A 24,092-nucleotide genomic window follows, 5' to 3' on the forward strand; every position below is an offset into this window, starting at 1 on the left:
TCGTTAATTAAAAGGTTACGTTTAATCCCACGTTGTAAATTTTGGTTTGCGGATAGAATTGTCCACTGCCGCTGGGAGCTTCCGGATCAAATATTTTCACTTTGTCAATCGTCAGCAGGTTCTGGCCACTTACATATACCCGAAGGTTTTGCAACCCTATCCGTTTGCAAACATTGGCAGGAATATTATATCCAAGATCCAGTGTTTTCAAACGTAGATAGTTGGTGTTCCAGAACCAGAAAGTATTAGGGCGATTTACCCAGTACTCACGGTCACGGTCATACGCTCTTGGCCAGGAGCCATTAGGATTGTCTTCTGTCCAACGATCTTTTACATACGCCATCGGGAAATTGCCTATTAGCCCGGATTCTGTACGCAGGTACTGACTGGCACCGGTAGCCCCCTGCCACAACATCGTGAAATCGAAATTTTTGAATTTAGCGGTCATGGTTAAACCAAAGATCCAGGTGGGGTTTTCCGTGCGGTCCATGCGAACACGATCCAGGTCGTCAATTACCTTATCGTTATTAACATCTTCAAAAATCACATCACCCGCTCTGGCACCATCTAAGTGAATACTGTTTTTTACATCTTCTGCTGTTTTATAAATACCAATGGCTTTATAATACAACGCAGATCCTATCTGTTTACCTGTAGCCTGTTGATATGCCGGCAGATTGGGGGTTTCATCGAAATACAGCACTTTGTTTTGTGCATGTGTAACTGTTCCGATAATTTCATAGTGGAACTTTTTGATGTCGTTCTTATGACTCAGGACCATTTCAAATCCTTTGTTTTCCACCTTGGCAATGTTTTCCTGTGGCAGCGTCATACCGGTATAGCCGGGCATGGACAGGCTACGGCTAACCAGGATGTTAGATCTTTTGGTCATAAAGTAATCTCCTTCGAAGGCCAGCTTATCTCCCAGTATTTTGGCTTCTATCCCAAAGTCATAGTTGTTGGCAACTTCCCAGGTAATGGCTTCATTAGGAGAACGCAACTGATAAAGTCCTTTATTAAGATCTCCACCCAACATCACGCCTCCGCTACTAAAGCCATAAGTGCTCAGGTATTGGAAAGGGTCGATCTGGTCATTACCCATTTGTCCCCAGGAAGCACGTAATTTAAAGTAGTCTAGTGTGTGGATGCTTTTCTTCCAGAAGTTTTCGTTAGACAATACCCAACCGGCAGAAGCTCCCGGGAACAGGCCCATGCGGCGGCCTTCAGGGAAATTCTGCGAGCCATCATATCGCATATTATAATCGAAGAGGTATGTTTCCTTATAATTATAGGAGATACGACCGAAGTAGTTGCGGCGGGCATATTCGAAGCCACTGCCACTATTATTCTTCTCTTTATCACCGCCTAAACTCAGTTGATCCAGTTTATCGCTGATAAAGTATTTGCGGTTAGCAGAGAAGTTATCGTTTCTTAAAGTGGCCTGTTCAAATGCAATGAAACTGCTTAAATTATGCTTACCAAAGGATCGTACATAGTTCAGTTTGACGTTCACCGTAGTTTGTCGCAGGGTACCATATTGCTCCGATAGCTCTGGTGCGCTCACCCCTCTGGAGCCTGCGTTCAGTTTATGTGTAGGATCATTCACATCCGCCAGGGTATATAATGTCCATGGTTTGATATATGATTTATAGAAATCAAAATTCTGGTCATATGCAAAGCTACCATCCACGAACAAGCCTTCTACCCATGGAATATTCACTACCGCCGACATGTTGGTATTGATCACATAGTTTTTATCATTAGTGTATCCTATTGCGTTAGTACCCGTCACTACAGGGTTGTCGCCGTACTCAATATCTGGTCCTGGCAGTCCGTTGGGCCAGATGGCATTTTCAGTGGGGCGACCACGCATCAGTGAGCGGAAAATAGATCCGGCACTGCGCGGAGGGAAGTTCCTGTTTTCCAGGCGGCCGGCCAGATCGAAGCGCAAACGGATATAATCGTTTACAACAGCATCGAGGTTGGCCCGTACGTTCTGTTGTTTATAATTAGTCGCGCTGTTCTTATAAATACCATCCTGGAATAATGATCCGAGGGAAACGTAATACGACATTTTCTCTGTGCCCCCACTGAGCGACAGGTCATGCCTGTTTTGCAAAGAGTATTTCTTGATGGCGGCATCATACCAGTTGGTATTAGGATACAACCATGGATCGGAGCCATCTCCAAATTTTTTGATTTGTTCATTTGAGTACTTCGGGGCATCCCCGCCATACTTTAAAATTTCGTTTACCACCTTTGCATAGGTAGGTGCATCCGCCATTTCCGGCAGTCTGGTGGGCGTAACAAATGATTGGTTAAAACCATAGCTCAGTGTAGGTTTTCCTCCTTTACCCCGCTTGGTGGTAACCAGGATAACGCCATTTGCTGCACGCGAACCATAAATCGCAGCAGCCGCATCTTTCAGAATAGATACACTTTCAATGTCGTTGGGATTCATGCGTTCAAAGCCATCACGCGGGAAACCATCGATCACCACCAGTGGATTACTGTTGCCCAGTGTACTGCGACCGCGGATAAAAATCCGGGAACCATCGTATCCCGGTTCTCCACTGTTGTTCACGGCAATAATACCTGGAATGCGCCCTACCAGTGAGTTGGAGATGTTAACGTTGGGCGACTGCTGCAGCTCCGCTCCTTTCACAGAAGATACTGCACCGGTTTTGGTTACTTTCTTTTGTGTACCATAACCAACTACTACATACTCGTCCAGTGTTTTCTGGCTTTCTTTTAATACCACGTTGACAATAGCTTTTCCTTCCACCTTTACTTCCTGTGGATCAAAACCGATATACTGGAATACAAGTATCCCATCTTTTTTTACATCGTTCAGTATAAAGTTTCCTTTTTCATCGGTAGTGGCGCCTTTTTTTGTGTCTTTCAACAATACCGTGACGCCTGGTAAAGGGTTACCATTGATGTCTTTTACTTTACCCTTTACACCGGGATTACCTTGTTGCCATACACTTGGTATAGGCGTACGCGCGGTAACAGCGCGAGAGGTGGTTGCAAACAGGCATAGCAATAGCATAGCCTTTGCATAACGTGGATTCATGCTACAAGTGATTTAGGATGATGAAATTTTGGTTTGCTACTTAGTTTTCTGTTAAACTAAAGCGTTAATCATATCATGCGTGATTTAGGATGTTCAAATTTTGGTTTGCTACGTTAGTTCACTAGTTTGGTTTTCCAGGCCCCTCAAGGGCTTATCGCGTTACAAGTGAAATCTTTTTTTGTTTGTTAAGGGTTTATAATATCGATCAAACGGGAAATCATGTCTTTGTAAGTTATCTCTAAAAGCATTAATTATTTTCTAAAAATAAATGTACTTTTTACAATTATCTTTAAAATTCGTTGGCTTAAAAAAGAATTATTAGCATTTCAACAATCCCAATAGGTTGAAAGTAACTTTTACTCCACCCTGCCCGTTTAGGGTATACGTATGAATAAGAAGGCTTTATGGTTATCCTCAGCCAATAAATATCTACAATGGAACTGTCATCTTTCGGCAAGGGCTATACGCACTGTTGCTGCAGGGCATGTACTTCCTGGCAACCAACCACCTGTGGACGGTACAAACACGTATTTTATCAAAATTTCAAATATTCAGACACCTATGTTCAAGCAAAAGTGCTGGTTGTTTATGCTGACTGTATGCATATTCATGGCCTGCAACAAGAGTACTACCAATATTAATTTCCCGGATCCTAATGTGACCAATCCTGAAAAATCACCCATCTCCGATAAACAAGTGAGTAGTGCTGTGCAGGGTATTATATTAGATGAAACCAATAAGCCGGTAACCGGAGCCACCGTAAAATGCGGAACCGCCACCGCTACCACAGATGCCAGTGGCAGCTTCCTGTTTCCTAAAGTAACGGTGAATGAAGTAGCTGCGGTAGTTACTGCAGAAAAAACAGGGTACTTCAATGGTGTCCGTACCTTTCGTATAGCCGCTCCCGATAAGCTGCAATATGTTCAGATTCAATTGCTGCCCAAAAAGGTACTGGGTGTTTTTGATGCCGCTACCGGTGGTACCATTACTGTTTCCAATGCACAATTCACATTTGTCGCACAGCAGGTATTAGGTGCGGATAACAAACCCTATTCCGGCAAAGTATCCCTGATGTATGCGCCCATTAACCCGGAAAAGGCTGACTTTACGGATATTATGCCGGGTGATCTGCGGGCTATCACTAAAAGTAATGTACTTATGGGGCTGCAGTCATTTGGCATGATGGCCCTGGAACTGCAGAGTGAAGCCGGAGCAAAACTCCACCTGGATACCAGCAAATCTGTATCCTTTAAAATGACGATTCCTGCCAGCCTGCAAAGCCTGGCGCCTGCAACCGTACCTCTCTGGCACTTCGAAGACAGTTCCCGCGTATGGAGGGAAACGGGCAGTGCCACCAAAACCGGCGATAGCTATACGGGTACTATAAAGTACTTGTCTACCTGGAGCCCTGCTGCTCCTTTTTCAACAGTGAATTTCCGGGTGGTACTGCAGGATGCAGATGGCACTCCTTTATCTAATGTATCATTACATATCAAAGGAAACAGCGGCCGTTATTCTGCGGGGCATACTAATGAAAATGGCGTATTCAGCGGACATATTGTGAAAGGAGAAACACTGACACTGAAGGTGGCAGGAAGATGCAATGTAGCGGTTGACTCCCGTATTATCGGCCCCTTTGCTGACAGCACCAGTCTTGGTATGCTGAGGTTAAACATACCGGCTGCTCAATACATTCATTTCAGCGGTGCAGTTACTTCCTGTACTAACACTCCTGTAAAGAATGGCGCAGTGTATATAAATATAGATGGTGTGGATTACCGTTACCAGGTAACAGACGGTAAATATGCGATCGGCATTATCCGTTGTAACGCTGACAATACCACTGCTAATATCAAGGCAATAGATGCTGATGCCAATAAAACGTCTGTTATCAACATGCCGGTATCAACAAATACTTATGTAAAAGACCTGGTCGCTTGTGGCGAATAAAATAACTCCTTCCATATCAGAATCAGGCTATAACAGGTAACAGATATTATTATAAAGCCATTAGCATAAAGCTAATGGCTTTTTTTGCATAAATTTATACTTATCAGCGTTATAGGAATATCAAAGCATATAGTGTTATGGAAAACCGTTACTTTCTCATAGCTATTCTTGCAGCAGTTACCCTGCTGTTTTCCTGCAGTAAGGAAATGAGCCGGGAAGGTGATGGCACACCTCCTCCTACCAGCACCTGCGACTACGCCCCTTATACCAACCACTCCTCCTTTTCCTACATGAACGTTAACAGCGCTAAAGACACCATTAAATATACCTTCACCGTTTCCGGAGATACGACCATTAATGGCAATGTGTATAAAATAGTGGGAAACGACAGCGTATTCACCTGCTCTAACTGTAAGGACGGTATTTATACACAGGTAGCCAGCATTCTTACCTTTCAGGGGTATAGTGCGGATGATCTGCGCCTGACTTATCTGAAAGACAATGTAGCAGCAGGCACTACCTGGCGGGACACGATCACTGTTAGCAATGGCGGGGCCAGTACTTCCGGTATCCTCGAGTTTACAGTTACCCAAAAAGATGTGACCAAAACGGTGAACGGTAAAGATTATGCACAAGTGATTGCCGTAAGAATGGATGCTTTCGCACTGGTACTCAACAATCCTGTTGCTGTGGGTACTATCTCCACCAGTTACTATGGTAGGGGTATTGGCTTAATAGAAGCAGACCAGTTACACGATACCACCACCATTCTTTCCTATACATTACAGCCTTAATAATCTTTCCACACCATGGTGAGCAGACGTTCTACTGCCCTTCTTACACTGGTGGCGGATTCGTGATGATTATTTACCAGCACACTAAATACCAGTTGTTTATTTTTCTTTGTTACCAGGTAGCCGCTCAGCGCTACCACCCCGTTTAATGTACCCGTTTTCGCGTGTACAACCGGCTGTTGATAATAGTTCTTCAGCGTACCTTTCCCTCCGGTGGGGAATATCTCCCATAGTCTTTCCTTTGGAAACTCCTGCTGCATGAGAGTGAGTACAGAAACAAAATCCCGGGGCGTAAATAAGTTATACCTGGAAAGACCAGATCCGTCCTGCCATTGCGGTGGTTGTGGCATTACTTTCAGGTCATGAGATAGCAGGTATTCCATCATACGATCACTGCTGATGGTATCCCATAGACGAGACGATGCCATCATCAGTGTTTGTTCCGCAAAGAAGTTATCACTGCGGTGCATCATAGGGATAAACAGGGAATCGGCCGGAATACTGTTCAATATGCGGAACCTTGCTTTGGGCGGTATAACTGTTAGTCCTATACGCTTATGTAGCGTGTCTTCCAACCGCTGCCGCAAATCCTGTATGGAGCCGGTAATAAAAGGTACTTCGGCTGCTGTGAGCCCTTTATCTTTCGGGTTATATTTCAGGAAGAAGAAATTATTACGTTCCTCTCTGGTGGTGATCGTTTCACTAAGCGTATCATCTGCGGTAATATCCAGATCATAGGTAGCAGGTACAATGCTGCTGGTATCCCCGTGGTGGCGGATGCGCGCCACATTTCCGTACATGGGAAATTCATTTAGTTCCGGCTGATAATCATCTGCGTAGTCATTCCAGGCCCAGCCCGAACCGTAGCGCAGGTTAGTATTCACACCTGGTACCAGGTAAATCTTTTTAGTCGTTTGTTGCAGCAGCTGCAAAAGGGGCTGGTAGGTGTACTCCGGATGTAGAAAGGAGGGGTCACCCATTCCTTTCACAAATAATGCAGTATCGTTTTCATAATAGCGGGCGGCGGGCAATGAGTCACCTAACAACTTCATCCCTGCGTAGAGGGAGAAGATCTTCATGTTGGAAGCGGGGGTAAAAAATTTATTGTCCTGGTACTGATACCAGTATTTACCGGTGGTCGGTTCATAAATACAGATGCCCACGTGGGCCTGTTCCATAGGTGCTCTGTGTAACAATTCCGACTCTGCCCATTTTTTAATAGCCGCTACCTGTGCGGTAGCAGACGCTAATGAAAACAGCGCGGTCATTACAAGGAGAGTTCTTTTCATAGCAGGAAATTACGAATTGTACTGTACGAAATCAGGGATTTGTGAAAAGATCTGTTGACAAATCTCTCCGCAAATCCCTGATCCGCTATGTTAACTTCTTACTTTTTATCAGGTAAAATATTTGGTAATACCTGGTTTCGCATAAGCATAATTACCAGATGCGTCCGGCATTACCGGCGGTTGTGCATCAAATGAATATGTTTTAGGATGCAGATCCAGACCTGAGTTCAGGGCCACGTTCCAGTCGATTACCTGACCAGAATAAGTTGCCAGACGGCCTATGATAGCAGAAAGGGTTGTTTGAGCGCCTCTTTCCGCATCTGCAAATTTGTATTCTCCTTTGGCAATGGCTGCAAAGAGTTCATCGTGTTCTGTCTGATAAGGGTTATTTTCCTTTTTCTTATCAAACTGGTACAGGACTTTTCCTTTGTGATCCACGATCTGCGCTTTATCGCAGAAGATGCGGCCTTTGGTGCCCACAATTTCTTCATCCACTTTACTTGGTGCATCTTTCCAGTGGCGGCACTGACTGTTCATGACCACGCCGTTGGCGTAGCGGTACTCTACGTAGTGGTGATCATAAATTTCACCGTACTCTTTGCCGGTACGCACAGCACGGCCCCCCATTCCTCCTGCAGTTGCAGGCGTATCACCCATAAACCAGTTACCTACGTCAATATTGTGGATATGTTGTTCTACGATATGATCGCCACACAGCCAGTTGAAATAGTACCAGTTGCGCATTTGATATTCCATCTCGGTATATTCAGGTTTACGTGGTTTTACCCACAGTGCGCCCTGATTCCACCAAACCTGTGCAGACACCATATCACCGATGATACCATCTTTATAGCGTTTGTACAGTTCGCGGTAGGAATTCTGGTAGCGGCGTTGTAAACCTACTACTACGTTCAGTTTTTTTGTTTTGGCCACTGCAGCAGCTTCCAGCACTTTTTTAATCCCTGCCGGATCTGTTGCTACCGGCTTTTCCATAAACACATGTTTACCCTGGCGGATGGCTTCTTCAAAATGAATAGGCCTGAAACCCGGAGGGGTTGCCAGTATCACCACGTCAGCGAGCGCAATGGCTTGCTTGTATGCGTCAAAGCCAATGAATTTGTTGCCTTCCGGAACATTTACCCGGCTGGCTTTATCGCCTAACGCTTCTTTAATATTGGAGTAGCTGTCGCTCAGTCTGTCGGGGAATGCGTCTGCCATTGCCACCAGTTGCACGTTTTCTTTAGTGCTCAGGGCTTGTGTAGCAGCGCCGGTGCCACGACCACCACAACCGATCAACGCGATTTTGATGACGTCGGAAGATCCGGAGAAAAAGTTTGCTTTAGATAAGATAGGCATCGCCAGCAAACCACCCGCAAGCAAGGATGTTTGCTTAACGAATTCGCGGCGGCCTTCACCGTGAAATTTCTTTTCGTTGTCCATAAATGAATAAGATTTTTAGATTTTAGTAGTTTGAATCTTTCTAGCGTGCACCTTTATATTTCGCGATCATTTCTTCAAAAAATTGTTCTGCTTCTGCTCCTGTGGGCTGTTTTGCGGGTCTCACAATTCTGAATCCGACAAAGGGCGCATCGGCGTTCCACCAGGAGCTTTTCGGAATTTGCGGATCCCGGCGGTTCCAGATGGGATCTGATTTTAAACGGGCCGCGCTGCGGAGCAGCGGCGCTTCGTCCTGGAAGCTGCCACCTTTCAGCAGGCGGGGTGTTTTGGCCGTAGGCACTGTCCAGGGATCCTGGTCTTTTGCGCTGGCTACGCCATTTTCATCGTATTGGTCCAGGGTCCATTCTTCTACGTTACCCAGCATATCATATAATCCCCAGGCGTTAGGTTTCAGCTGTCCTACTTTATGGTATTTCTGCTCGCTGTTTCCTTTGTACCAGGCATAGTCCTTCAGCTGGGATGCATCCGCTCCAAAAGGATATGCGGTAGCTGCACCTGCTCTGCAGGCATATTCCCATTCTGCCGCTGTGGGCAGGCGGTAGAATATACCGGTTTTGATATACAACCATTTGCAATACATCAGGGCGGCGTACTGACTCATGCTATTCGCCGGGAAACCACCTGCTTTGCCCATTCCTAAAGTCAGATCTATATATGGAGGACTTGGACGGGTCATACCATCCGGCACCGGTGTTTTATCTTTTTCGGCATCTGAGTAAATATCATATTCGTCAAAAGTCACTTCTGTAGCGCCCATCCAGAAGTCAGAGATCTGTACATTCTTAGCGGGGCCTTCGTCCTTATTCCTGCCTTTTTCATTATCGGGGCTTCCCAGTTTAAAACTGCCTCCTTTAATAGGTACCATCTTGAAACGGACATCAGTGCCTGGAATTTGCTGGCTATAAGCTTCGAACGCCTGATTTGATTGCGCTATTACCACCTGGCTGAATAGTCCACTCAGCAGTAAGGCCACATACGGTTTAGTCATCTAACGTGATTGAAAATATAAGTGGGTGAATCTAAAAAAAACTAATCTGGAATGCAATATTTTTTTATGAGTGCGAAAAAAGGCTGATGAATTGAAAATTTTTCATGAATATTAGCATTTCCTTGCAAAACCTATTAAATTTAGCCTCCTGTCATTTACACAATCAACCTAACGTTTATGGAAAGAAGAAAATTCCTGCAAAACGGCACCCTGGCCGGCATTTCGGCACTGACACTTGGCAGTATCGGCAACACAGCACAGGCGGCAGCAGGCAATAATGATAAAGATGTAAAAGGAAAAACCTTTAACATGAACTATGGCCCGCATGATGGTATGTTTAAAAACAGTGCCGGCGGGGATTTCCTCGACCAGATAAAGTACATGTATGATCAAGGGTTCCGCTCCATTGAAGATAATGGAATGTTAGGACGACCTGCTGCCGAACAATCTAAAATAGGCGACCTGCTGAATAAATTAGGCATGCAGATGGGCGTGTTTGTAGTAGACACCGGCAACAACTGGAAAACTTCGCTGACTTCCGGTAAACAGGAATTTAAAGATGCCTTTATCAAAACCTGTAAGGAAAGCCTGGAAACCGCCAAGCGCTGCAATGCCAAATGGGCCACCGTTGTTCCGGGATACTTTGACCGCAACCTCCCGATGGGTATCCAAACGGCTCACGTAATAGATGCACTGCGCGCCGGAGCAGAAATATTTGAACCCCATGGCCTGATCATGGTACTGGAGCCGCTGAGCGACAACCCGGATCTGTTTCTCCGCACAGCAGAACAAAGCTTTGAAGTATGTAAGGCGGTGAAAAGCCCTTCCTGCAAAATATTATACGATATCTATCATATGCAACGCAATACGGGCAACCTGATTCCTGTATTGGATATGTGCTGGGATGAAATTGCCTACATACAAATAGGTGATAATCCCGGCCGCAAAGAACCTGGCACCGGCGAAATCAACTATAAAAATATCTTTAAGCATCTCCATAAAAAAGGATACAAAGGGGTACTGGGCATGGAACATGGCATGGCCGGACAAGGTAAAGATGGCGAAGCGGCCCTGATTAAAGCCTATAGAGAAGCAGATAGTTTTTTGTAAGAATTACGAATTAAAAATTACGAATTACGGAGTGATAGCGAGACTGCAACAGATGCTCTCCACATAACTCCGTAATTCATAATTCGTAATTCGTAATTCTTTTTTTTTCGTTAACTTAACTAGTAAAACAATCTGCTATGGGTTTTCTGATCCGTATACTAGTTAGTGCATTGGCTGCCATGTTAACCGCTTACCTGCTGAAGCCGGCAGTCAAAGTAGATACCTTTGTTACAGCCCTGATCCTGGCGTTGGTATTAGCGTTATTAAATGCCCTGGTAAGGCCGTTGCTTGTTGTTCTCACGTTCCCGGTAACCATTGTTACACTGGGCCTTTTCCTCTTTGTTATCAATGCCCTCATCATTTTGCTGGCGGCGAAGCTGGTACCCGGTTTCAAAGTAGACGGCTTCTGGTGGGCATTACTTTTCAGTATTATTATGACCATCATCAATAGTGTGATGATCAATCTCGCGGGCAATAATAACAACGATTAGCCTTTACTGCCTGTTAAAAAGCCAACCCATGTATTTCGACCGGTCAGACCTGAGCGATTCGCAATTACTGTCTTTCTATAAAGCCTTGCTTTATCCACGGCTGATAGAGGAAAAAATGCTGCTGCTATTGCGACAGGGAAGAATAAGTAAGTGGTTTTCGGGCATAGGCCAGGAAGCTATAGCAGTTGGTGCCACGCTTGCACTGGATGCTGACGAGTGGATCATGCCCCTCCATCGCAACCTGGGGGTATTTACTACCCGCGAAATGCCGCTTGACAAATTGCTGCTGCAGTGGCAGGGCAGTGAACATGGCTACAGCAAAGGGCGGGAACGCTCCTTTCACTTTGGCAGCACCCCACATCATATCTGCGGCATGATTTCCCACCTGGGCCCTCAGCTTTCTATTGCTGATGGTATTGCTCTCGCACATCAACTTAAAAAAGAGAAGAAAGTATCCCTCGCCTTTACCGGTGAAGGAGGTACCAGCGAAGGAGAATTCCATGAAGCCCTCAATGTGGCCGCAGTATGGGGTCTTCCCGTTATATTTATCATTGAAAACAATGGCTACGGACTTAGCACCCCCGTAAGCGAACAATATCATTGCGCCAGCCTGGTGGACAAAGCCATCGGATATGGCATGGAAGGCGTACAGATAGATGGTAACAACCTGCTGGAAGTATACCAAACAGTGCGTACTGCGCGGGCCTACGCCATAAAGGCGCAAAAGCCGGTGCTGATAGAAGCCATGACCTTCCGGATGCGTGGCCATGAAGAAGCCAGCGGCGTAAAATATGTACCTCCTGCCCTTTTTGAAGAATGGGGTAAAAAAGATCCCATTCTGCAATATGAGACCTGGCTGCAGGAAAAAAATATTCTTACCTCAGCAGATATCGCTGCGATCCGTGATGAGCTGAAACATCAGATTGAAGCAGAGGTGGCCAGAGGCCTGGTAGATACACCTATCATTGCAAACACGAAAACAGAAATAAACGACCTGTATGCCCCTACACCTGCTGTGGTGGCCGCTGCGGGGCCATCTTCCGAAAAACGCTTTATCAATGCACTGTCCGATGGCTTAAAACAAGCCATGGAAAAACATCCGGAGCTGATCCTCATGGGACAGGATATTGCAGAATACGGCGGTGCCTTTAAAATTACAGAGGGTTTTGTGGAATTTTTTGGGAAAGACAGGGTACGCAATACACCCCTATGCGAAAGCGCTATCATAGGCGCTGCGCTGGGATTGTCGATCGCCGGATTCAAGAGCGTGGTAGAAATGCAGTTTGCCGATTTCGTTACCTGTGGTTTTAACCAGGTAGTAAATAACCTGGCCAAAATACATTATCGCTGGGGACAACATGCTGATGTAGTGATCCGCATGCCCACCGGCGGCGGTGTTGGCGCCGGTCCTTTTCACTCACAAAGTAATGAAGCCTGGTTTACACATGTTCCCGGTCTCAAGGTGGTATATCCTGCTACGCCGGAAGATGCCAAAGGCTTGCTCACAGCGGCTATTGCCGACCCTAACCCCGTGATGTACTTTGAGCACAAAGCGCTTTACCGCAGCATCAGTGGCAACGTACCGGAACATTATTACACCATTGAAATAGGAAAAGCCGCATTGGTACAGCCCGGAGACGATATCAGCATTATTACCTATGGTAGTGGCGTACATTGGGCGATGGAATATGCGGCACAACACCCGGAAATCTCTATCGGAATCCTGGACCTACGCACCCTGGTACCGCTGGATTATCCCGCCATCCGCGAGATCGTAGCTGCTACCGGCAAAGTACTGGTGCTCCATGAAGATACCCTTACCGGAGGCTTTGGCGCCGAAATCAGCGCCTGGATAGCCGAACACTGCTTCGCCCTGCTGGATGCCCCGGTGATGCGGTGCGGCAGCCTGGACACTCCCATTCCATTTGCAGGCACGCTGGAAAAAAATTTTCTCGCCAAATCAAGACTGGACACGTATATACAGCAATTAACCGCCTGGTAATACATCCTTTCATTGGGAATATGCCCCGAAAGTTCTAATTTGCATCCGGAATTAAATAAATCATTATACTATGTTGATGAATCTTTTAACAGTAGTACACACCACTAACTTTTATAAAGTTGGCGATAGTATTGGTCATTTCTTGGCACCTGTAGCCATTATAGTTTTTGCTGCTATGTTTATCTACGCCTGGGCGAAGTACGCAAAACTCTAACAGCACCGCTTTTTCACATCGCACTATAAAACAAAAGGCTTCCTTTAAACGGGAAGCCTTTTGTATAGCTGCTAGCAGATCTTTTTATCCTTTCGTAAGCGTTTTCTCTATCAGTGCCTTTAATGCCGGCTCAGACGGACGTGGCGCATCCACACTTACAATATTGCCCTTCTGGTCAAATACCATAAAACGGGGAATTCCTTTGATATCGTAGCTTTTAGTGATATCGCTCCAGCCACTCATAAAAATCTGTGTTCCCTTCATTTCCTGCTTCTTCACAAAATCTATCCACTTTTCTCTGTCTTTTGCTTCATCTACAGAGCAGCCCAGGAACACTACATTTTTACCTTCCATTTCCTCTTCCAGCTTACTAAGATAGGGCATTTCTTCTTTGCAGGGCCCACACCAGGTAGCCCACACATCCACTACCACTACTTTTCCTTTCAGGTCCTGCAGAGATACTTTATTACCCGTTACATCCACACCAGAGAAGTTAATGGCAGGCTCTCCTGCTGCAAAGTGTCGTAAGGTTTTTTCATAAGCCAGGTAGCGCTCTTTCTGCAGATCTGTTACCAGGTATTGCTGTACCGGCGCCATTGCCTCTGTAAGCTTTTCAAAAGTTTTGTAGGCCGTAAGACTTTGCGTAATAGCCACTGCTTTGATGCTATCATTACCAAATAAGGCAACCAGATTTTGAAGACCCTCAGATGCTTTTGGCCTTTCTTTAGGCATGAAAGTGATCATATGAAAGGTGGAATAAAGGCTGATAATCCTTGCGCCATCTCCATCCTGCAACAATCTTGCATCAGCATATTTTTTGTCCTGGATAATTTGCCCGTAAAAAGCAGAACGCTGCTCCTCCGTTGGATGCTTAGGGCGTGGCATAAGCAGAAATGACATGGCAGCATGCTCCATATCCACATCCATTTGGAATTTCAGCAAGTCATTAAATTTTTTGTTGGGCGTATTCACCGCTTTCTTCCAACCAGCAACTTTAGGCACAAAGGCTTCAAGCACAGGGAAATAAGACTCGAAAGTGACAGTGTCGATATTGATTGCCGGCAACATAATTTCTTTCAGGTGCTGATCCCATTGTTGTAACGCTTTGTTTTCGGCAGATCCGGATTGTAACGTGTAGTCGCTACTGTTAAGTGTCAGTTGCAACTGATCCCCTGCTTTCAGGTACACGCGGGCATCCCGGCCTTTAATCTCTGTTGATGAAACATAATAAAAGCCTTCTTTGGGTGCTGGTACTGCAAAAGCAAAAGCGTGATTTTCATTCACAGCAGCAGTTGCCACTTCTTCTTTACGACCTTCCTTAACGGCATAAAGCGTGATTTTCTTTACTTTTTCATTGGTTGTTTTTCCCTGAATAACGGCGAGGGTGGATGCAGGCACAGGTCCGGCATAGGTGCTGGTAAAAGCCATAGCGGCTATCACCGGCATCAGACGATGTAATTTCATTGTTTAGTTTTTAATGGTTGGTGGTTTTGAAATACGTATTCAAATATAAAAAAGGTTAATTGATCGGAGTCGGCATTCTACATCAACGGCAGAAAAATTATTCTTCAGGGCGAATATGCTGATTGTAGTACTGCTCTGTATAACGGAGGTTTTCTTCATCGAAACAAACAAATATTACTTCTTCCATTTCCGGATGTAATTCCAGGTATTTCACCACAGTGTCCATGGCAATAAACGCTGCGAGGTCTTTAGGGAAATGATAAATTCCTGTGCTTATGTTTGGAAAGGCCACTGATTTTAAATGATGTCGGGATGCCAGCTCCAGGGAGTGGCGATAGCAATTGGCCAGCAATGCTTCTTCGTTGTGGATCCCGTTATTCCATACCGGGCCTACCGTGTGGATAACGTGTTTGGCGGGTAAACGCCCGGCGGTAGTAATTACTGCTTCTCCGGTTTTACAGCCGCCCTGTCGGGCTACGATGGTTCTGCAATCGGCCAGTATGGCTGGTCCTCCGGCTCTGTGAATAGCTCCATCTACACCGCCGCCGCCCAATAGTGATGAGTTGGCGGCATTAACAATGGCGTCTGCTTTTATTTTAGTGATATCGCCCTGAACGATCCTGATCTTCCTGTATGCCATAAGTTATACGGTTCTTACATACACTAGTTTCCCGGTTTTTTTGCCGCTTTCCCGGATATCAATTTCAAAGTTGGGAAAGCTCTTCAGCAACTGCAACAGTTTATTGAAGCCATAGTTACGGGCGTCAAAGTCAGGTTGCTTCTTCAACAACAGGTTGCCCAACTCACCCAGGTAAGCCCATCCATCTTCATCCGCAATATCATTCACGCTGGTAGACAGAAGTGTTATCAATTGTTTATCGGCTTTGCTGATGCTGTTCCGCTTCGCTTTGGTAGTCTTAGGTTTGCCGCTGGTTTCATTTTCCGAATCGGTGTCGGTATCCGTATCTGTATCCGTTTTCTTCCTGACCTGTAATATTTCCAGGTAAATGAACTTATCACAGGCAGCCCGGAAAGCGCTGGGGGTTTTTTGTTCTCCCATACCATACACCCGCATACCTGCTTCACGCAACCGGGTGGCTAATCTGGTAAAATCGCTATCACTGGATACGAGACAAAAGCCATCTACACGACCCGTATATAAAATATCCATGGCATCAATAATCATCGCCGAATCCGTAGCATTTTTGCCGGAAGTATAGCTATACTGTTGGATGGGGGTAATCGCATAGTCCAGCAGCACACCTTTCCAGCCTACCACGGTAGGTTTGGTCCAGTCGCCATAAATTCGTTTAAAAGTGGGGTTGCCGTATTTCGCTACTTCTTCCAGCATACCCTTTATGTTATGATAAGGTATGTTATCTGCATCTATCAGTACCGCCAGGCGGAGGTCACTCGTTGTATTATCCATTGTTATTGTTTTTGGGATGAAGAGGTGACAACAACAAATGTAGCCATTTAGTTAAAATTAAAAACGTGTTAGTTACAGCTTGTTACTGTAGCTAACACGTTGCTTATATGAATGAGATATTATTTGAGATAGGAACGTATCATCCAGGCTAGCTTCAGATGTTTCTGCAACATTTGCGTTGCAAAATCGGCGGCACCCTTGTCTTTGTATTTTTCATCAAATTCATCTATCAGTCTGCGGAGATTACGAACAATAGTTTCGTGATCATCGAGTAATTCCTGCAGTTGCTTTTTCTGGTTATTGGAATACTCTGATTCCAACAGGTTGGTGAGCTTTAATACGTCTGCATAGCGACCTTCAGCATAATGTCCGATGGAGCGGATATATTCTGCTACTTCATCCGCATATTCTTCCAGCTCTTCATATTGCTCTTCATAGAACTTGTGCATTTCCATGAAGTTGCTACCTTCTATATTCCAGTGAGAATTACGTGTTTTAGCATAAATCACCAGTTCATCTGCCAATACTTTATTTAATTCTAATGCTATTTGCTTTGTGTTTTCTGCTGAAACACCAATGTTTATTTTCATATCATTGAAATTTTTTGGTTACTTAAATTTACAACTTCAGGAGATAGATTATTATGATGGATGTCATGATTTAACAGCCGGTTAATATAAACAGGCTTTACCCTGTTTTTGTTCATGTTTCCTGAAGGTGTCAATTACTTTGCTAAAATTGTACCATAGTTCCTAATTTTGTGTGCATGTATCAGTCGACAGAGAGAATTTACAGTCTTCATTTTATTCTACTTTGCCTTAGCAATGCCCTTTTTTCTGCCAGCTTCAATATGATGATCCCTGAGCTGCCGGCTTATCTTACGCGGATGGGTGGCGCGGATTACAAAGGATATATTATCGGCTTGTTTACTTTAATGGCGGGACTATCCCGACCATTCAGCGGCAAACTTACGGATACGATAGGACGTGTGCCTGTCATGATTTTCGGGTCGCTGGTTTGTGTGGTTTGCAGCCTGATGTATCCAATCATCAGCTCTGTAGGGGCTTTCCTGTTGTTAAGATTCTTTCATGGATTTTCCACAGGGTTTAAGCCTACTGGTACATCTGCCTATGTGTCTGATATGGTGCCGGTAACCCGGCGTGGGGAAGCCATGGGCATGGTGGGTTTGTTCAGCACTATTGGTATGGCCATGGGACCTGCCATTGGCGGCTATGTGGCGGTACGATGGAATATTAACATCATGTTCCAGCTATCTGCCGTATTTGCATTGTTGTCTGTGGTGATACTGGTAGGGATGAAAGAAACCCTGGTTAATAAACAGCCTTTCCGTTTTTCATTGCTGAAGATATCTGCTAATGAAATTTTTGAGCCCCTGGTATGGTCGCCGGTGATCATTACTTTCCTTACCTATTTCAGCTATGGTGCTATCCTTACTATTATTCCTGATTTCAGTGCTTTTCTGGGTGTTTCCAATAAAGGATTATTCTATACTTTTTTCACGGCCAGTTCTATTGGAATTCGTTTGGTGGCGGGTAAGGTATCTGACCGTTACGGGCGGGTGCCTGTACTAAAGATTTCTGCTATTCTGATGGCGGGTTCTATGTTGATGATGGGACTTGCAGGTAGTACCACCTTCCTGATGGCCGCTGCTGTTGTTTATGGCATCTCTGTAGGGCTCAACTCTCCGGCTGTTACAGCATGGACCGTAGATCTGGGCAGACCAGAACACCGGGGCCGTGCACTCGCCAGCATGTACATCGCCATGGAAGCGGGTATTGGTTTGGGAGCTTATTTCTCTGCATTTATTTATAGCAATCGCTCTACTAATTTCCCGCTTACATTTTATGTGATTGCAGGTATCACGTTGCTGGCTACTTTGTATCTCAGTTTCGTATACAAGCCGAAACAGGTGAAACATTCGATGATGCAGGAGTTGTAATGGCTTTCATCCGGTGCTTCAATTTTTTAGTTCCTCAAAAAAAAGCTCCTTTTCGAGGCCGGTCGTTTGCGGATTTTATCTCCTCTGCTCCTGCTTCAGGGCCCCCATATATCATTTATTACCTGCTATTCTGTTTCCTCTCCTGGTTCAGCACTTTCCGTTATGGCAGTTTGCTGTCCGTTGAGTGCCATAGGAGCATCCGGAACAGCTTCGTCTTCCGACATTAAGTCAGCAGGAATACCTGTTATCCGCTCTTCTTCCGGCAACAATAAATCCGCGGTCATTTCTTTTGGCAATACTTTCTTATTATCGAGACCCAGCTTGCGCATTTTCTCTGCCCGGCCGATGAGATTACCATTGCCGGATGTCAGCTTGTTCATGGCATCGTCATATGTATTCTGACTACGTTTCAGGTGTGCGCCAATCATGCCCATATCTTCCGCGAAGCCAACGAATTTATCATAAAGGGCACTACCCTGCCGTACAATTTCTTCTGCATTCTTATTCTGCTTATCCAGTCGCCACATGTTATCAATAACTCGGAGGGTGGCCAGCAAAGAAGGAACGCTTACCAGTATGATCCTTTTACGGAAAGCAAAATCGTACAGATCTTCGTCCTGCTGCATTATCGCCAATGCATAGGCTGGCTCAATGGGGATAAACAGCATCACAAAGTCGGTGGTGTTTTTATACAGCGTATGATATGCTTTGGCGCTTAATTCACTGATATGGTTCTTTACCGATTGGAGGTGCATTTTCAATGCATACTTTTTATCTTCTTCATTAACAGCACTGCAATATTGTTCGTAGGCTTTCAGTGACACTTTGGAATCTATCACCAACTGCCGGTTTTCCGGGAGCTGTAATACCAGGTCTGGTTTTCTCAGTTGTCCTGTTTCGTCCCGTTGCGCATCCTGGGTAAAATAATGTACTCCCTTCTCCAGACCCGATGCTTCCAATACTCTTTCCAGTATCATTTCTCCCCAGTTACCCTGTTTCTTGGTATCTGCTTTCAGGGCGTTGGTAAGGTTATTGGCTTCTTTCGACAGGGTTTGATTGAGGAGCAGAAGGCGTTGCAGTTCATTTTTCAACTCTGTACGTTGGGCGGTTTCCGCCACCAGTGACTGTTGTACACTGCTGCGGAAGTTATCTATCTTCTCTGATAGTGGTTTCAGCACATCATCCATTTTCACCTTGTTCTGTTCCATAAACGTACCGGAGATGCGTTGCAATAGCTGCTGAGCTATATTTTCAAACTGAACTTTAAAGTCCTCCTGCACCTGCTGCAGTCTTTCCTTTTCCCCCATCAGCTGTTGCTGCAGGTATTTATTCTGCTCCATCATCCGCCCCTGCTCAGACATCAGGACCGAAAACTCTTCGTTTATCCGTTCCAGTTGCTGCTGCTTCTCCCTCACCAACATGGCCTTGTCATCCAGCATATTTTGCAGGTACTCCTGCTTGGCTTCCAACAGGTGATACCTCTCCTGCTGCGCAGTATAGCCCGTTTGCAATGATGCATAACTCGCCTGGGCCGCGCTGAGCTGCTGCAATTGCTGCTCCTGTATGGCCTCCTGTGCCTTCTGTTGCTGTTTCGCAGTGAACAGGCAATAACCTAGCACAAGAATGCCTATTCCCGAAATAATCAATAGTATCAGCATGATAATCTTCTCCCTAAGCAATAATAACTTTTTTCTACGCACTGAATTTGCGTTGTAAAAAATTAGCGGAGACAAACAGGTATTGTCTACCCATCTATCTCCGCTAATTTCTATATCAAAATAAAATCAGTGTAATACTAAAGAGACTATAAACGCTCGTACAGCTTACGCAGTCTTTCGCGGGTCATGATCTCCTTCCAGTCTTTACCCAGTGCGTTTTCCCATAACGGCGCCATGCCCAGTGATACGTTGATCATAATATCAAACTGCTCATCGGTGAGCCCTTTGGTAATACCTTGTGGGATTTCAATGTTATGCTTTTTCACCATCTCCTTGAACTTGGCCACGCCTTCCGGATAAAACTCTTCCAGCTTGTCAAATACAATACAGTTACCAATACCATGTTTGGTGCCCAGCAGGTAAGCCAATCCATAACTCACCGCATGTGCCACGCCCACCTGGGAATAAGCAATGCTCATGCCACCGGCATAAGATGCCATCATCAGTTTCTCATCAGCATCATCATCCCAGTTCTCTTTCTGAAGGAAAATTTCTTCACACAACTCCTGTGCTTTTTCCCCATAAGACTGACTGAACGCATTCAGATAAGTACCCTGCAATGATTCTACACAGTGAATAAAGCAGTCCATGGCGGTATAAAAACGCTGGTTAGGCTCTACTGTTTTAGTCAGTGAAGGATCCAGTACGATCTGATCAAAAGGAGTGAAATCGGAGTTCATACCCAGTTTACGGGTAGGACCGGTTAACACGCAGGTACGGCTTACTTCAGCACCAGTACCGGAAATAGTAGGAATACCTACTTTATACACACCCGCTACCTTTACCAGGTCCCAGCCCTGATAGTCGGCAGAAGATCCTACGTTGGTCATCATCAGCGCTACGGCTTTGGCCATATCCATTACAGATCCGCCGCCAATGCCAATGATACCGGATACGGTACCAAATTCAGCTTGCAGCTCATCACGGATCTTGTCTACCGTTTTGGTTTTAGGCTCATCGGTAACGTCAATCACTACTATTTTGTCCTTTCCCTGTAAAGGTACCCGGGCCAAAAATTCCTTTTTATCCTGGAAATACTCATCCACGAAAAATATCATGGGAGCATCACCTACGCGCCTGGGGGCCAGTATTTCGCCCAGCTGATCAAAACATCCGCTGCCGTAAACTACGTAGTCCACCATTTTAAAATTCCTGAATTTCATATATCCCTGTTAGTTAGATGTTATAAAAGTTTTGATGCCTTCTCCAGGTCCTCTGGTGTATCGATTTCCACGCCCATGTAGGAGGTTACCACCATTTTCATGGGTATACCATTCTCCAGGTAACGCAAACATTCAATTTTCTCCGCTGCTTCCAGCGGTGTTACCGGCATCTGTGTAAAGTCCAGCAACGTTTGTTTACGGAAAGCATATATACCGATATGCTCGTAGTATACAGATTTAATGTCTTTATTACGTGGATAAGGAATAACAGATCGGGAAAAGAATAATGCATTGGAGTTCTTGTCTACTGCTACTTTCACATAGTTAGGATCTTCAATGGAGGCCTGGTCTTTTAGTTCCTGCATCAGCGATGCCACCTGCACTATCTTCCCTTCTTCCCCCTCAAATACCTTCAATAGTTTCTCCAGCGGCTCTTTTTGTGTAAACGGTTCATCTCCCTGGACATTCACGACAATATCTACGTCCATGTCTACAACGGCCTCGGCTATACGATCTGTTCCGCATTCATGCTCTTTTTTGCTCATGACTGCTTTACCACCATTACTTACAATTTCATTGTAGATCAGGTCACTGTCTGTCACTACCATCACATCATCAAATACCCCGGTTTTTACAGCCGATTCATATGTACGCAGAATCACTGTTTTATCACCCAGTTTTGCCATCATCTTACCTGGAAAACGGGATGCTCCATAACGGGCAGGTATCAACGCAATTTTTCTCATGCCTTCTGATTTTATCTGCAAAGGCGTGAAGTGGTTTGTAATGATGGCCACTCCGCGCCTTTGCCGGAAATTTTATAATGCGCTTTTAACCGCCTTCACCAGCTTTTCAGCTCTTTCCTGAATTTCGGCGTCACTCCAGCTCAGGTTAATTGGGGTGGAAATGTTTCTGCCAATGATCAGATCAGAAGCCGGGAATTCTTTTGTTTTATAGATTTCCATGGCCTGTTTCAGCTCTTTTGCAAAAGGAGTTAATACGCCTCCCTCTTTAAAATGCTGCCACTGACGGATGTAGTGCCAGTTATTATCATAGTAATGAAAAGCAGCTAAGCCGGCGGCCTTCATAGCAGCAGCTGCTTTTGCCGCCTGGGCAGTTTCCGGCAGAAAAAACGACAGGAACGTTGCACTGTCACCCGCTTCATCCGGTAAACGGCGGAAAGTTACACCTGGCACAGTAGCCAGTGCATCTTTGAATATTTTCTTGGTTTTACGTTGTATTGCCAGGAAGGTGTCCAGCTTGCGCACCTGGGCCAAACCTACTGCAGCATGCAGTTCGGAAATACGGTAGTTGTATCCGATAAACGGATGCAGATCAGCACCGCGGTCCACACCAAGGTGATCATGACCATGGTCCGTATAGCCGTCGCATTTAGTATAAATATCTTTATTATTGGTAATGATGGCGCCACCTTCTGCGCAGGTAATGGTCTTTACAAAGTCAAAAGAGAATGTGCCTGCATCACCAATAGAACCTAATGCTTTTCCTTTGTAAGAGGCTCCGAAAGACTGACACGCATCTTCCAGCAGGAAGAGGTTATGCTTTTTACAGATAGCCTGCAATGCGTCCAGATCAGCCATAGCACCACACATATGCACCGGCATAACCGCTTTGGTACGGGGAGTGATGGCTGCTTCTACTGCTTTGGGATCCAGCGTAAGGGTATCATCCACATCTACCAGCACAGGTATGGCACCTACAGAAAATACAGATTCAAAGCTGGCAACGAATGTAAAGGTGGGCATGATAATTTCATCACCGGCACCAAGTCCGAGCGCAGCCATTGCCGTGGTTAATGCGGCAGTACCACTGGAAGCAAGCTGGGTATACTGTACATTCAGTTTATCGCAAATAGCTTGTTCCAGCTCCTTTGCTTTCCAGATGCCTTTACGCGGACCATCAAATCCGTAACGCATCATGATACCGGTTTCCAGTACGTCGTTTACTTCTTTCTTTTCCTCGGCTCCAAATAGTTCATATCCGGGCATAAACTGTTGATTTTTAAATATAATTGTAAGTGATGTGCTAAAAATAATGCTGCAAAGTTACTATAATCAGAGTTGCGTTACATCGGAAAAACTGTTTATCTTTTGCTAAAAATTTAACATGCGTTTTATTCTGTTCCTTACACTATTGGGATCTCTGGCACTGCTGCCGGCGCAGGCCCTGAAGGCCCAGCAGGGCGATCAGCAAAAAATTACGGCGCTCATGACTGCCCAAACAACTGCCTGGAATAAAGGGGATATCAACGGCTTTATGCAAACCTACTGGCATTCCGACTCCTTACTGTTTATTGGTAAAAACGGGGTCACCTATGGCTGGCAAGCCACACTGGATCGCTACAAGAAAACGTATCCGGATGCCACTACCATGGGTAAGCTGGATTTTAAACTCCTGGAATTCAAGCCCCTGGCCGCTGGCGTATATCTTTTGATTGGTAAATGGCACCTGCAAAGAACTATCGGAGACCTGGAAGGGCATTTCAGCCTGGTGTTGAAGAAAATTCAGGGAGAATGGAAAATTATCGCAGACCATAGCAGCTAAAAAAAACCATCCCAGGAATAGGATGGCCAATATACACCACAACATTAAAGAAGTATTGAAACTCCTTTAGTTTAAAGAAGTAGGATTTTCATCTGACATGGTAATATGTTCAATGCTTCCAATTTTTTTGCTCATTACATGAAAGGAATTGCAAAGACTATTCCACCCCGGAAACGGCCGTTTTAAGCTGTTTAGCGAACTCCGTCCGGGGTATCCTTTCCCCAAATGCCTGATTCACAGTGGGAAAGAAACACAACGGCACCCTGCGGAAATATAGCAGTTGTGATTAACATTAGATTTACAAAAGCTATAATGAATTTCTCATATCTACACCCTATCTTTGGGGCCTCGTTAATGTTTTAACCCATAACCTCTGAGCAACCAAGAGTAGTTTTAATCAAGTTCCTCCTAAAGCCAATTT

19 protein-coding genes are annotated in these 24,092 nt (G+C 45.2%); 7 read left to right on the plus strand and 12 right to left on the minus strand.

The window, feature by feature from the left end; translation table 11 throughout:
- Window positions 1-7: 7 nt before the first annotated feature.
- On the minus strand, window positions 8-3,076 hold the full coding sequence (locus tag AC1DCV_RS14440; RefSeq protein WP_477023790.1) for a SusC/RagA family TonB-linked outer membrane protein: 3,069 nt from the start codon (window positions 3,074-3,076) through the stop codon (window positions 8-10).
- A 561-nt stretch (window positions 3,077-3,637) separates the two neighbouring features.
- On the opposite strand from AC1DCV_RS14440, the gene AC1DCV_RS14445 reads away from it, so the two are divergent.
- Both AC1DCV_RS14445 and AC1DCV_RS14450 read left to right on the plus strand, forming a co-directional pair.
- On the plus strand, window positions 3,638-5,026 hold the full coding sequence (locus tag AC1DCV_RS14445) for a hypothetical protein (RefSeq protein WP_477023791.1): 1,389 nt from the start codon (window positions 3,638-3,640) through the stop codon (window positions 5,024-5,026).
- Between the two features lie 137 nt (window positions 5,027-5,163).
- Window positions 5,164-5,820 (plus strand): hypothetical protein, encoded by a 657-nt coding sequence (locus AC1DCV_RS14450; protein ID WP_477023792.1) that lies wholly within the window; start codon window positions 5,164-5,166, stop codon window positions 5,818-5,820.
- On the opposite strand, the gene AC1DCV_RS14455 is transcribed toward AC1DCV_RS14450, so the two are convergent.
- From AC1DCV_RS14455 to AC1DCV_RS14465, 3 genes are all read right to left on the minus strand, one after another.
- A complete protein-coding gene (locus tag AC1DCV_RS14455) occupies window positions 5,817-7,109 on the minus strand; it encodes a D-alanyl-D-alanine carboxypeptidase/D-alanyl-D-alanine-endopeptidase (RefSeq protein ID WP_477023793.1) in 1,293 nt (430 codons plus the stop codon). The genes AC1DCV_RS14450 and AC1DCV_RS14455 overlap by 4 nt on opposite strands.
- Before the next feature lie 108 nt (window positions 7,110-7,217).
- Complete coding sequence (locus AC1DCV_RS14460) at window positions 7,218-8,549, minus strand: Gfo/Idh/MocA family protein (RefSeq protein ID WP_477023794.1); 1,332 nt, start codon at window positions 8,547-8,549, stop codon at window positions 7,218-7,220.
- Window positions 8,550-8,589: 40 nt separating this feature from the next.
- Complete coding sequence (locus AC1DCV_RS14465; protein WP_477023795.1) at window positions 8,590-9,555, minus strand: formylglycine-generating enzyme family protein; 966 nt, start codon at window positions 9,553-9,555, stop codon at window positions 8,590-8,592.
- Window positions 9,556-9,732: 177 nt separating this feature from the next.
- On the opposite strand from AC1DCV_RS14465, the gene AC1DCV_RS14470 reads away from it, so the two are divergent.
- From AC1DCV_RS14470 to AC1DCV_RS14480, 3 genes are all read left to right on the plus strand, one after another.
- Complete coding sequence (locus AC1DCV_RS14470) at window positions 9,733-10,665, plus strand: hydroxypyruvate isomerase family protein (RefSeq protein WP_477023796.1); 933 nt, start codon at window positions 9,733-9,735, stop codon at window positions 10,663-10,665.
- Window positions 10,666-10,802: 137 nt separating this feature from the next.
- On the plus strand, window positions 10,803-11,156 hold the full coding sequence (locus tag AC1DCV_RS14475) for a phage holin family protein (RefSeq protein WP_477023797.1): 354 nt from the start codon (window positions 10,803-10,805) through the stop codon (window positions 11,154-11,156).
- Window positions 11,157-11,184: 28 nt separating this feature from the next.
- The gene (locus AC1DCV_RS14480) at window positions 11,185-13,158 is read left to right on the plus strand and encodes an alpha-ketoacid dehydrogenase subunit alpha/beta (RefSeq protein ID WP_477023798.1); all 1,974 of its coding nucleotides are present in this window, start codon (window positions 11,185-11,187) and stop codon (window positions 13,156-13,158) included.
- Window positions 13,159-13,456: 298 nt separating this feature from the next.
- Here the strand turns inward: AC1DCV_RS14480 and AC1DCV_RS14485 are convergent, their stop codons facing one another.
- The 4 genes from AC1DCV_RS14485 to AC1DCV_RS14500 form a co-directional block, all read right to left on the minus strand.
- Entirely contained in the window at window positions 13,457-14,836 is a 1,380-nt protein-coding gene (locus AC1DCV_RS14485) for a TlpA family protein disulfide reductase (protein WP_477023799.1), read from the minus strand.
- A 97-nt stretch (window positions 14,837-14,933) separates the two neighbouring features.
- On the minus strand, window positions 14,934-15,476 hold the full coding sequence (locus AC1DCV_RS14490; RefSeq protein WP_477023800.1) for an O-acetyl-ADP-ribose deacetylase: 543 nt from the start codon (window positions 15,474-15,476) through the stop codon (window positions 14,934-14,936).
- Between the two features lie 3 nt (window positions 15,477-15,479).
- Window positions 15,480-16,265 (minus strand): NYN domain-containing protein, encoded by a 786-nt coding sequence (locus AC1DCV_RS14495; protein WP_477023801.1) that lies wholly within the window; start codon window positions 16,263-16,265, stop codon window positions 15,480-15,482.
- A gap of 119 nt (window positions 16,266-16,384) precedes the next feature.
- Window positions 16,385-16,855, minus strand: coding sequence for a Dps family protein (locus AC1DCV_RS14500; protein ID WP_477023802.1), 471 nt, complete (start codon window positions 16,853-16,855; stop codon window positions 16,385-16,387).
- Window positions 16,856-17,031: 176 nt separating this feature from the next.
- Here AC1DCV_RS14500 and AC1DCV_RS14505 point away from each other — a divergent pair, with 176 nt between their 5' ends.
- Complete coding sequence (locus AC1DCV_RS14505; RefSeq protein WP_477023803.1) at window positions 17,032-18,225, plus strand: MFS transporter; 1,194 nt, start codon at window positions 17,032-17,034, stop codon at window positions 18,223-18,225.
- 125 nt (window positions 18,226-18,350) lie between these two features.
- Here the strand turns inward: AC1DCV_RS14505 and AC1DCV_RS14510 are convergent, their stop codons facing one another.
- The 4 genes from AC1DCV_RS14510 to AC1DCV_RS14525 all read right to left on the minus strand — a co-directional run bounded on the left by AC1DCV_RS14510 (window position 18,351) and on the right by AC1DCV_RS14525 (window position 23,115).
- The gene (locus AC1DCV_RS14510) at window positions 18,351-19,925 is read right to left on the minus strand and encodes a DNA recombination protein RmuC (RefSeq protein WP_477023804.1); all 1,575 of its coding nucleotides are present in this window, start codon (window positions 19,923-19,925) and stop codon (window positions 18,351-18,353) included.
- A gap of 104 nt (window positions 19,926-20,029) precedes the next feature.
- Window positions 20,030-21,106, minus strand: a complete 1,077-nt coding sequence (locus tag AC1DCV_RS14515; protein ID WP_441578122.1) for an iron-containing alcohol dehydrogenase family protein — start codon at window positions 21,104-21,106, stop codon at window positions 20,030-20,032.
- Window positions 21,107-21,126: 20 nt separating this feature from the next.
- Complete coding sequence (kdsB, locus tag AC1DCV_RS14520) at window positions 21,127-21,852, minus strand: 3-deoxy-manno-octulosonate cytidylyltransferase (protein WP_477023805.1); 726 nt, start codon at window positions 21,850-21,852, stop codon at window positions 21,127-21,129.
- A gap of 72 nt (window positions 21,853-21,924) precedes the next feature.
- A complete protein-coding gene (locus tag AC1DCV_RS14525) occupies window positions 21,925-23,115 on the minus strand; it encodes a DegT/DnrJ/EryC1/StrS family aminotransferase (RefSeq protein ID WP_477023806.1) in 1,191 nt (396 codons plus the stop codon).
- 118 nt (window positions 23,116-23,233) lie between these two features.
- Between AC1DCV_RS14525 and AC1DCV_RS14530 the strand changes: the two genes are divergently transcribed.
- Complete coding sequence (locus AC1DCV_RS14530; protein ID WP_477023807.1) at window positions 23,234-23,671, plus strand: YybH family protein; 438 nt, start codon at window positions 23,234-23,236, stop codon at window positions 23,669-23,671.
- Window positions 23,672-24,092: the final 421 nt, after the last annotated feature.

The organism is Chitinophaga sp. 10T418 (assembly GCF_056394125.1).

Bases quoted from the DNA above. Each gene is read 5' to 3' on its own strand.
- AC1DCV_RS14440 (WP_477023790.1), bottom strand. From the start codon at position 3,076: ATGAATCCACGTTATGCAAAGGCTATGCTATTGCTATGCCTGTTTGCA.
- AC1DCV_RS14445 (WP_477023791.1), top strand. From the start codon at position 3,638: ATGTTCAAGCAAAAGTGCTGGTTGTTTATGCTGACTGTATGCATATTC.
- AC1DCV_RS14450 (WP_477023792.1), top strand. From the start codon at position 5,164: ATGGAAAACCGTTACTTTCTCATAGCTATTCTTGCAGCAGTTACCCTG.
- AC1DCV_RS14455 (WP_477023793.1), bottom strand. From the start codon at position 7,109: ATGAAAAGAACTCTCCTTGTAATGACCGCGCTGTTTTCATTAGCGTCT.
- AC1DCV_RS14460 (WP_477023794.1), bottom strand. From the start codon at position 8,549: ATGGACAACGAAAAGAAATTTCACGGTGAAGGCCGCCGCGAATTCGTT.
- AC1DCV_RS14465 (WP_477023795.1), bottom strand. From the start codon at position 9,555: ATGACTAAACCGTATGTGGCCTTACTGCTGAGTGGACTATTCAGCCAG.
- AC1DCV_RS14470 (WP_477023796.1), top strand. From the start codon at position 9,733: ATGGAAAGAAGAAAATTCCTGCAAAACGGCACCCTGGCCGGCATTTCG.
- AC1DCV_RS14475 (WP_477023797.1), top strand. From the start codon at position 10,803: ATGGGTTTTCTGATCCGTATACTAGTTAGTGCATTGGCTGCCATGTTA.
- AC1DCV_RS14480 (WP_477023798.1), top strand. From the start codon at position 11,185: ATGTATTTCGACCGGTCAGACCTGAGCGATTCGCAATTACTGTCTTTC.
- AC1DCV_RS14485 (WP_477023799.1), bottom strand. From the start codon at position 14,836: ATGAAATTACATCGTCTGATGCCGGTGATAGCCGCTATGGCTTTTACC.
- AC1DCV_RS14490 (WP_477023800.1), bottom strand. From the start codon at position 15,476: ATGGCATACAGGAAGATCAGGATCGTTCAGGGCGATATCACTAAAATA.
- AC1DCV_RS14495 (WP_477023801.1), bottom strand. From the start codon at position 16,265: ATGGATAATACAACGAGTGACCTCCGCCTGGCGGTACTGATAGATGCA.
- AC1DCV_RS14500 (WP_477023802.1), bottom strand. From the start codon at position 16,855: ATGAAAATAAACATTGGTGTTTCAGCAGAAAACACAAAGCAAATAGCA.
- AC1DCV_RS14505 (WP_477023803.1), top strand. From the start codon at position 17,032: ATGTATCAGTCGACAGAGAGAATTTACAGTCTTCATTTTATTCTACTT.
- AC1DCV_RS14515 (WP_441578122.1), bottom strand. From the start codon at position 21,106: ATGAAATTCAGGAATTTTAAAATGGTGGACTACGTAGTTTACGGCAGC.
- kdsB (WP_477023805.1), bottom strand. From the start codon at position 21,852: ATGAGAAAAATTGCGTTGATACCTGCCCGTTATGGAGCATCCCGTTTT.
- AC1DCV_RS14525 (WP_477023806.1), bottom strand. From the start codon at position 23,115: ATGCCCGGATATGAACTATTTGGAGCCGAGGAAAAGAAAGAAGTAAAC.
- AC1DCV_RS14530 (WP_477023807.1), top strand. From the start codon at position 23,234: ATGCGTTTTATTCTGTTCCTTACACTATTGGGATCTCTGGCACTGCTG.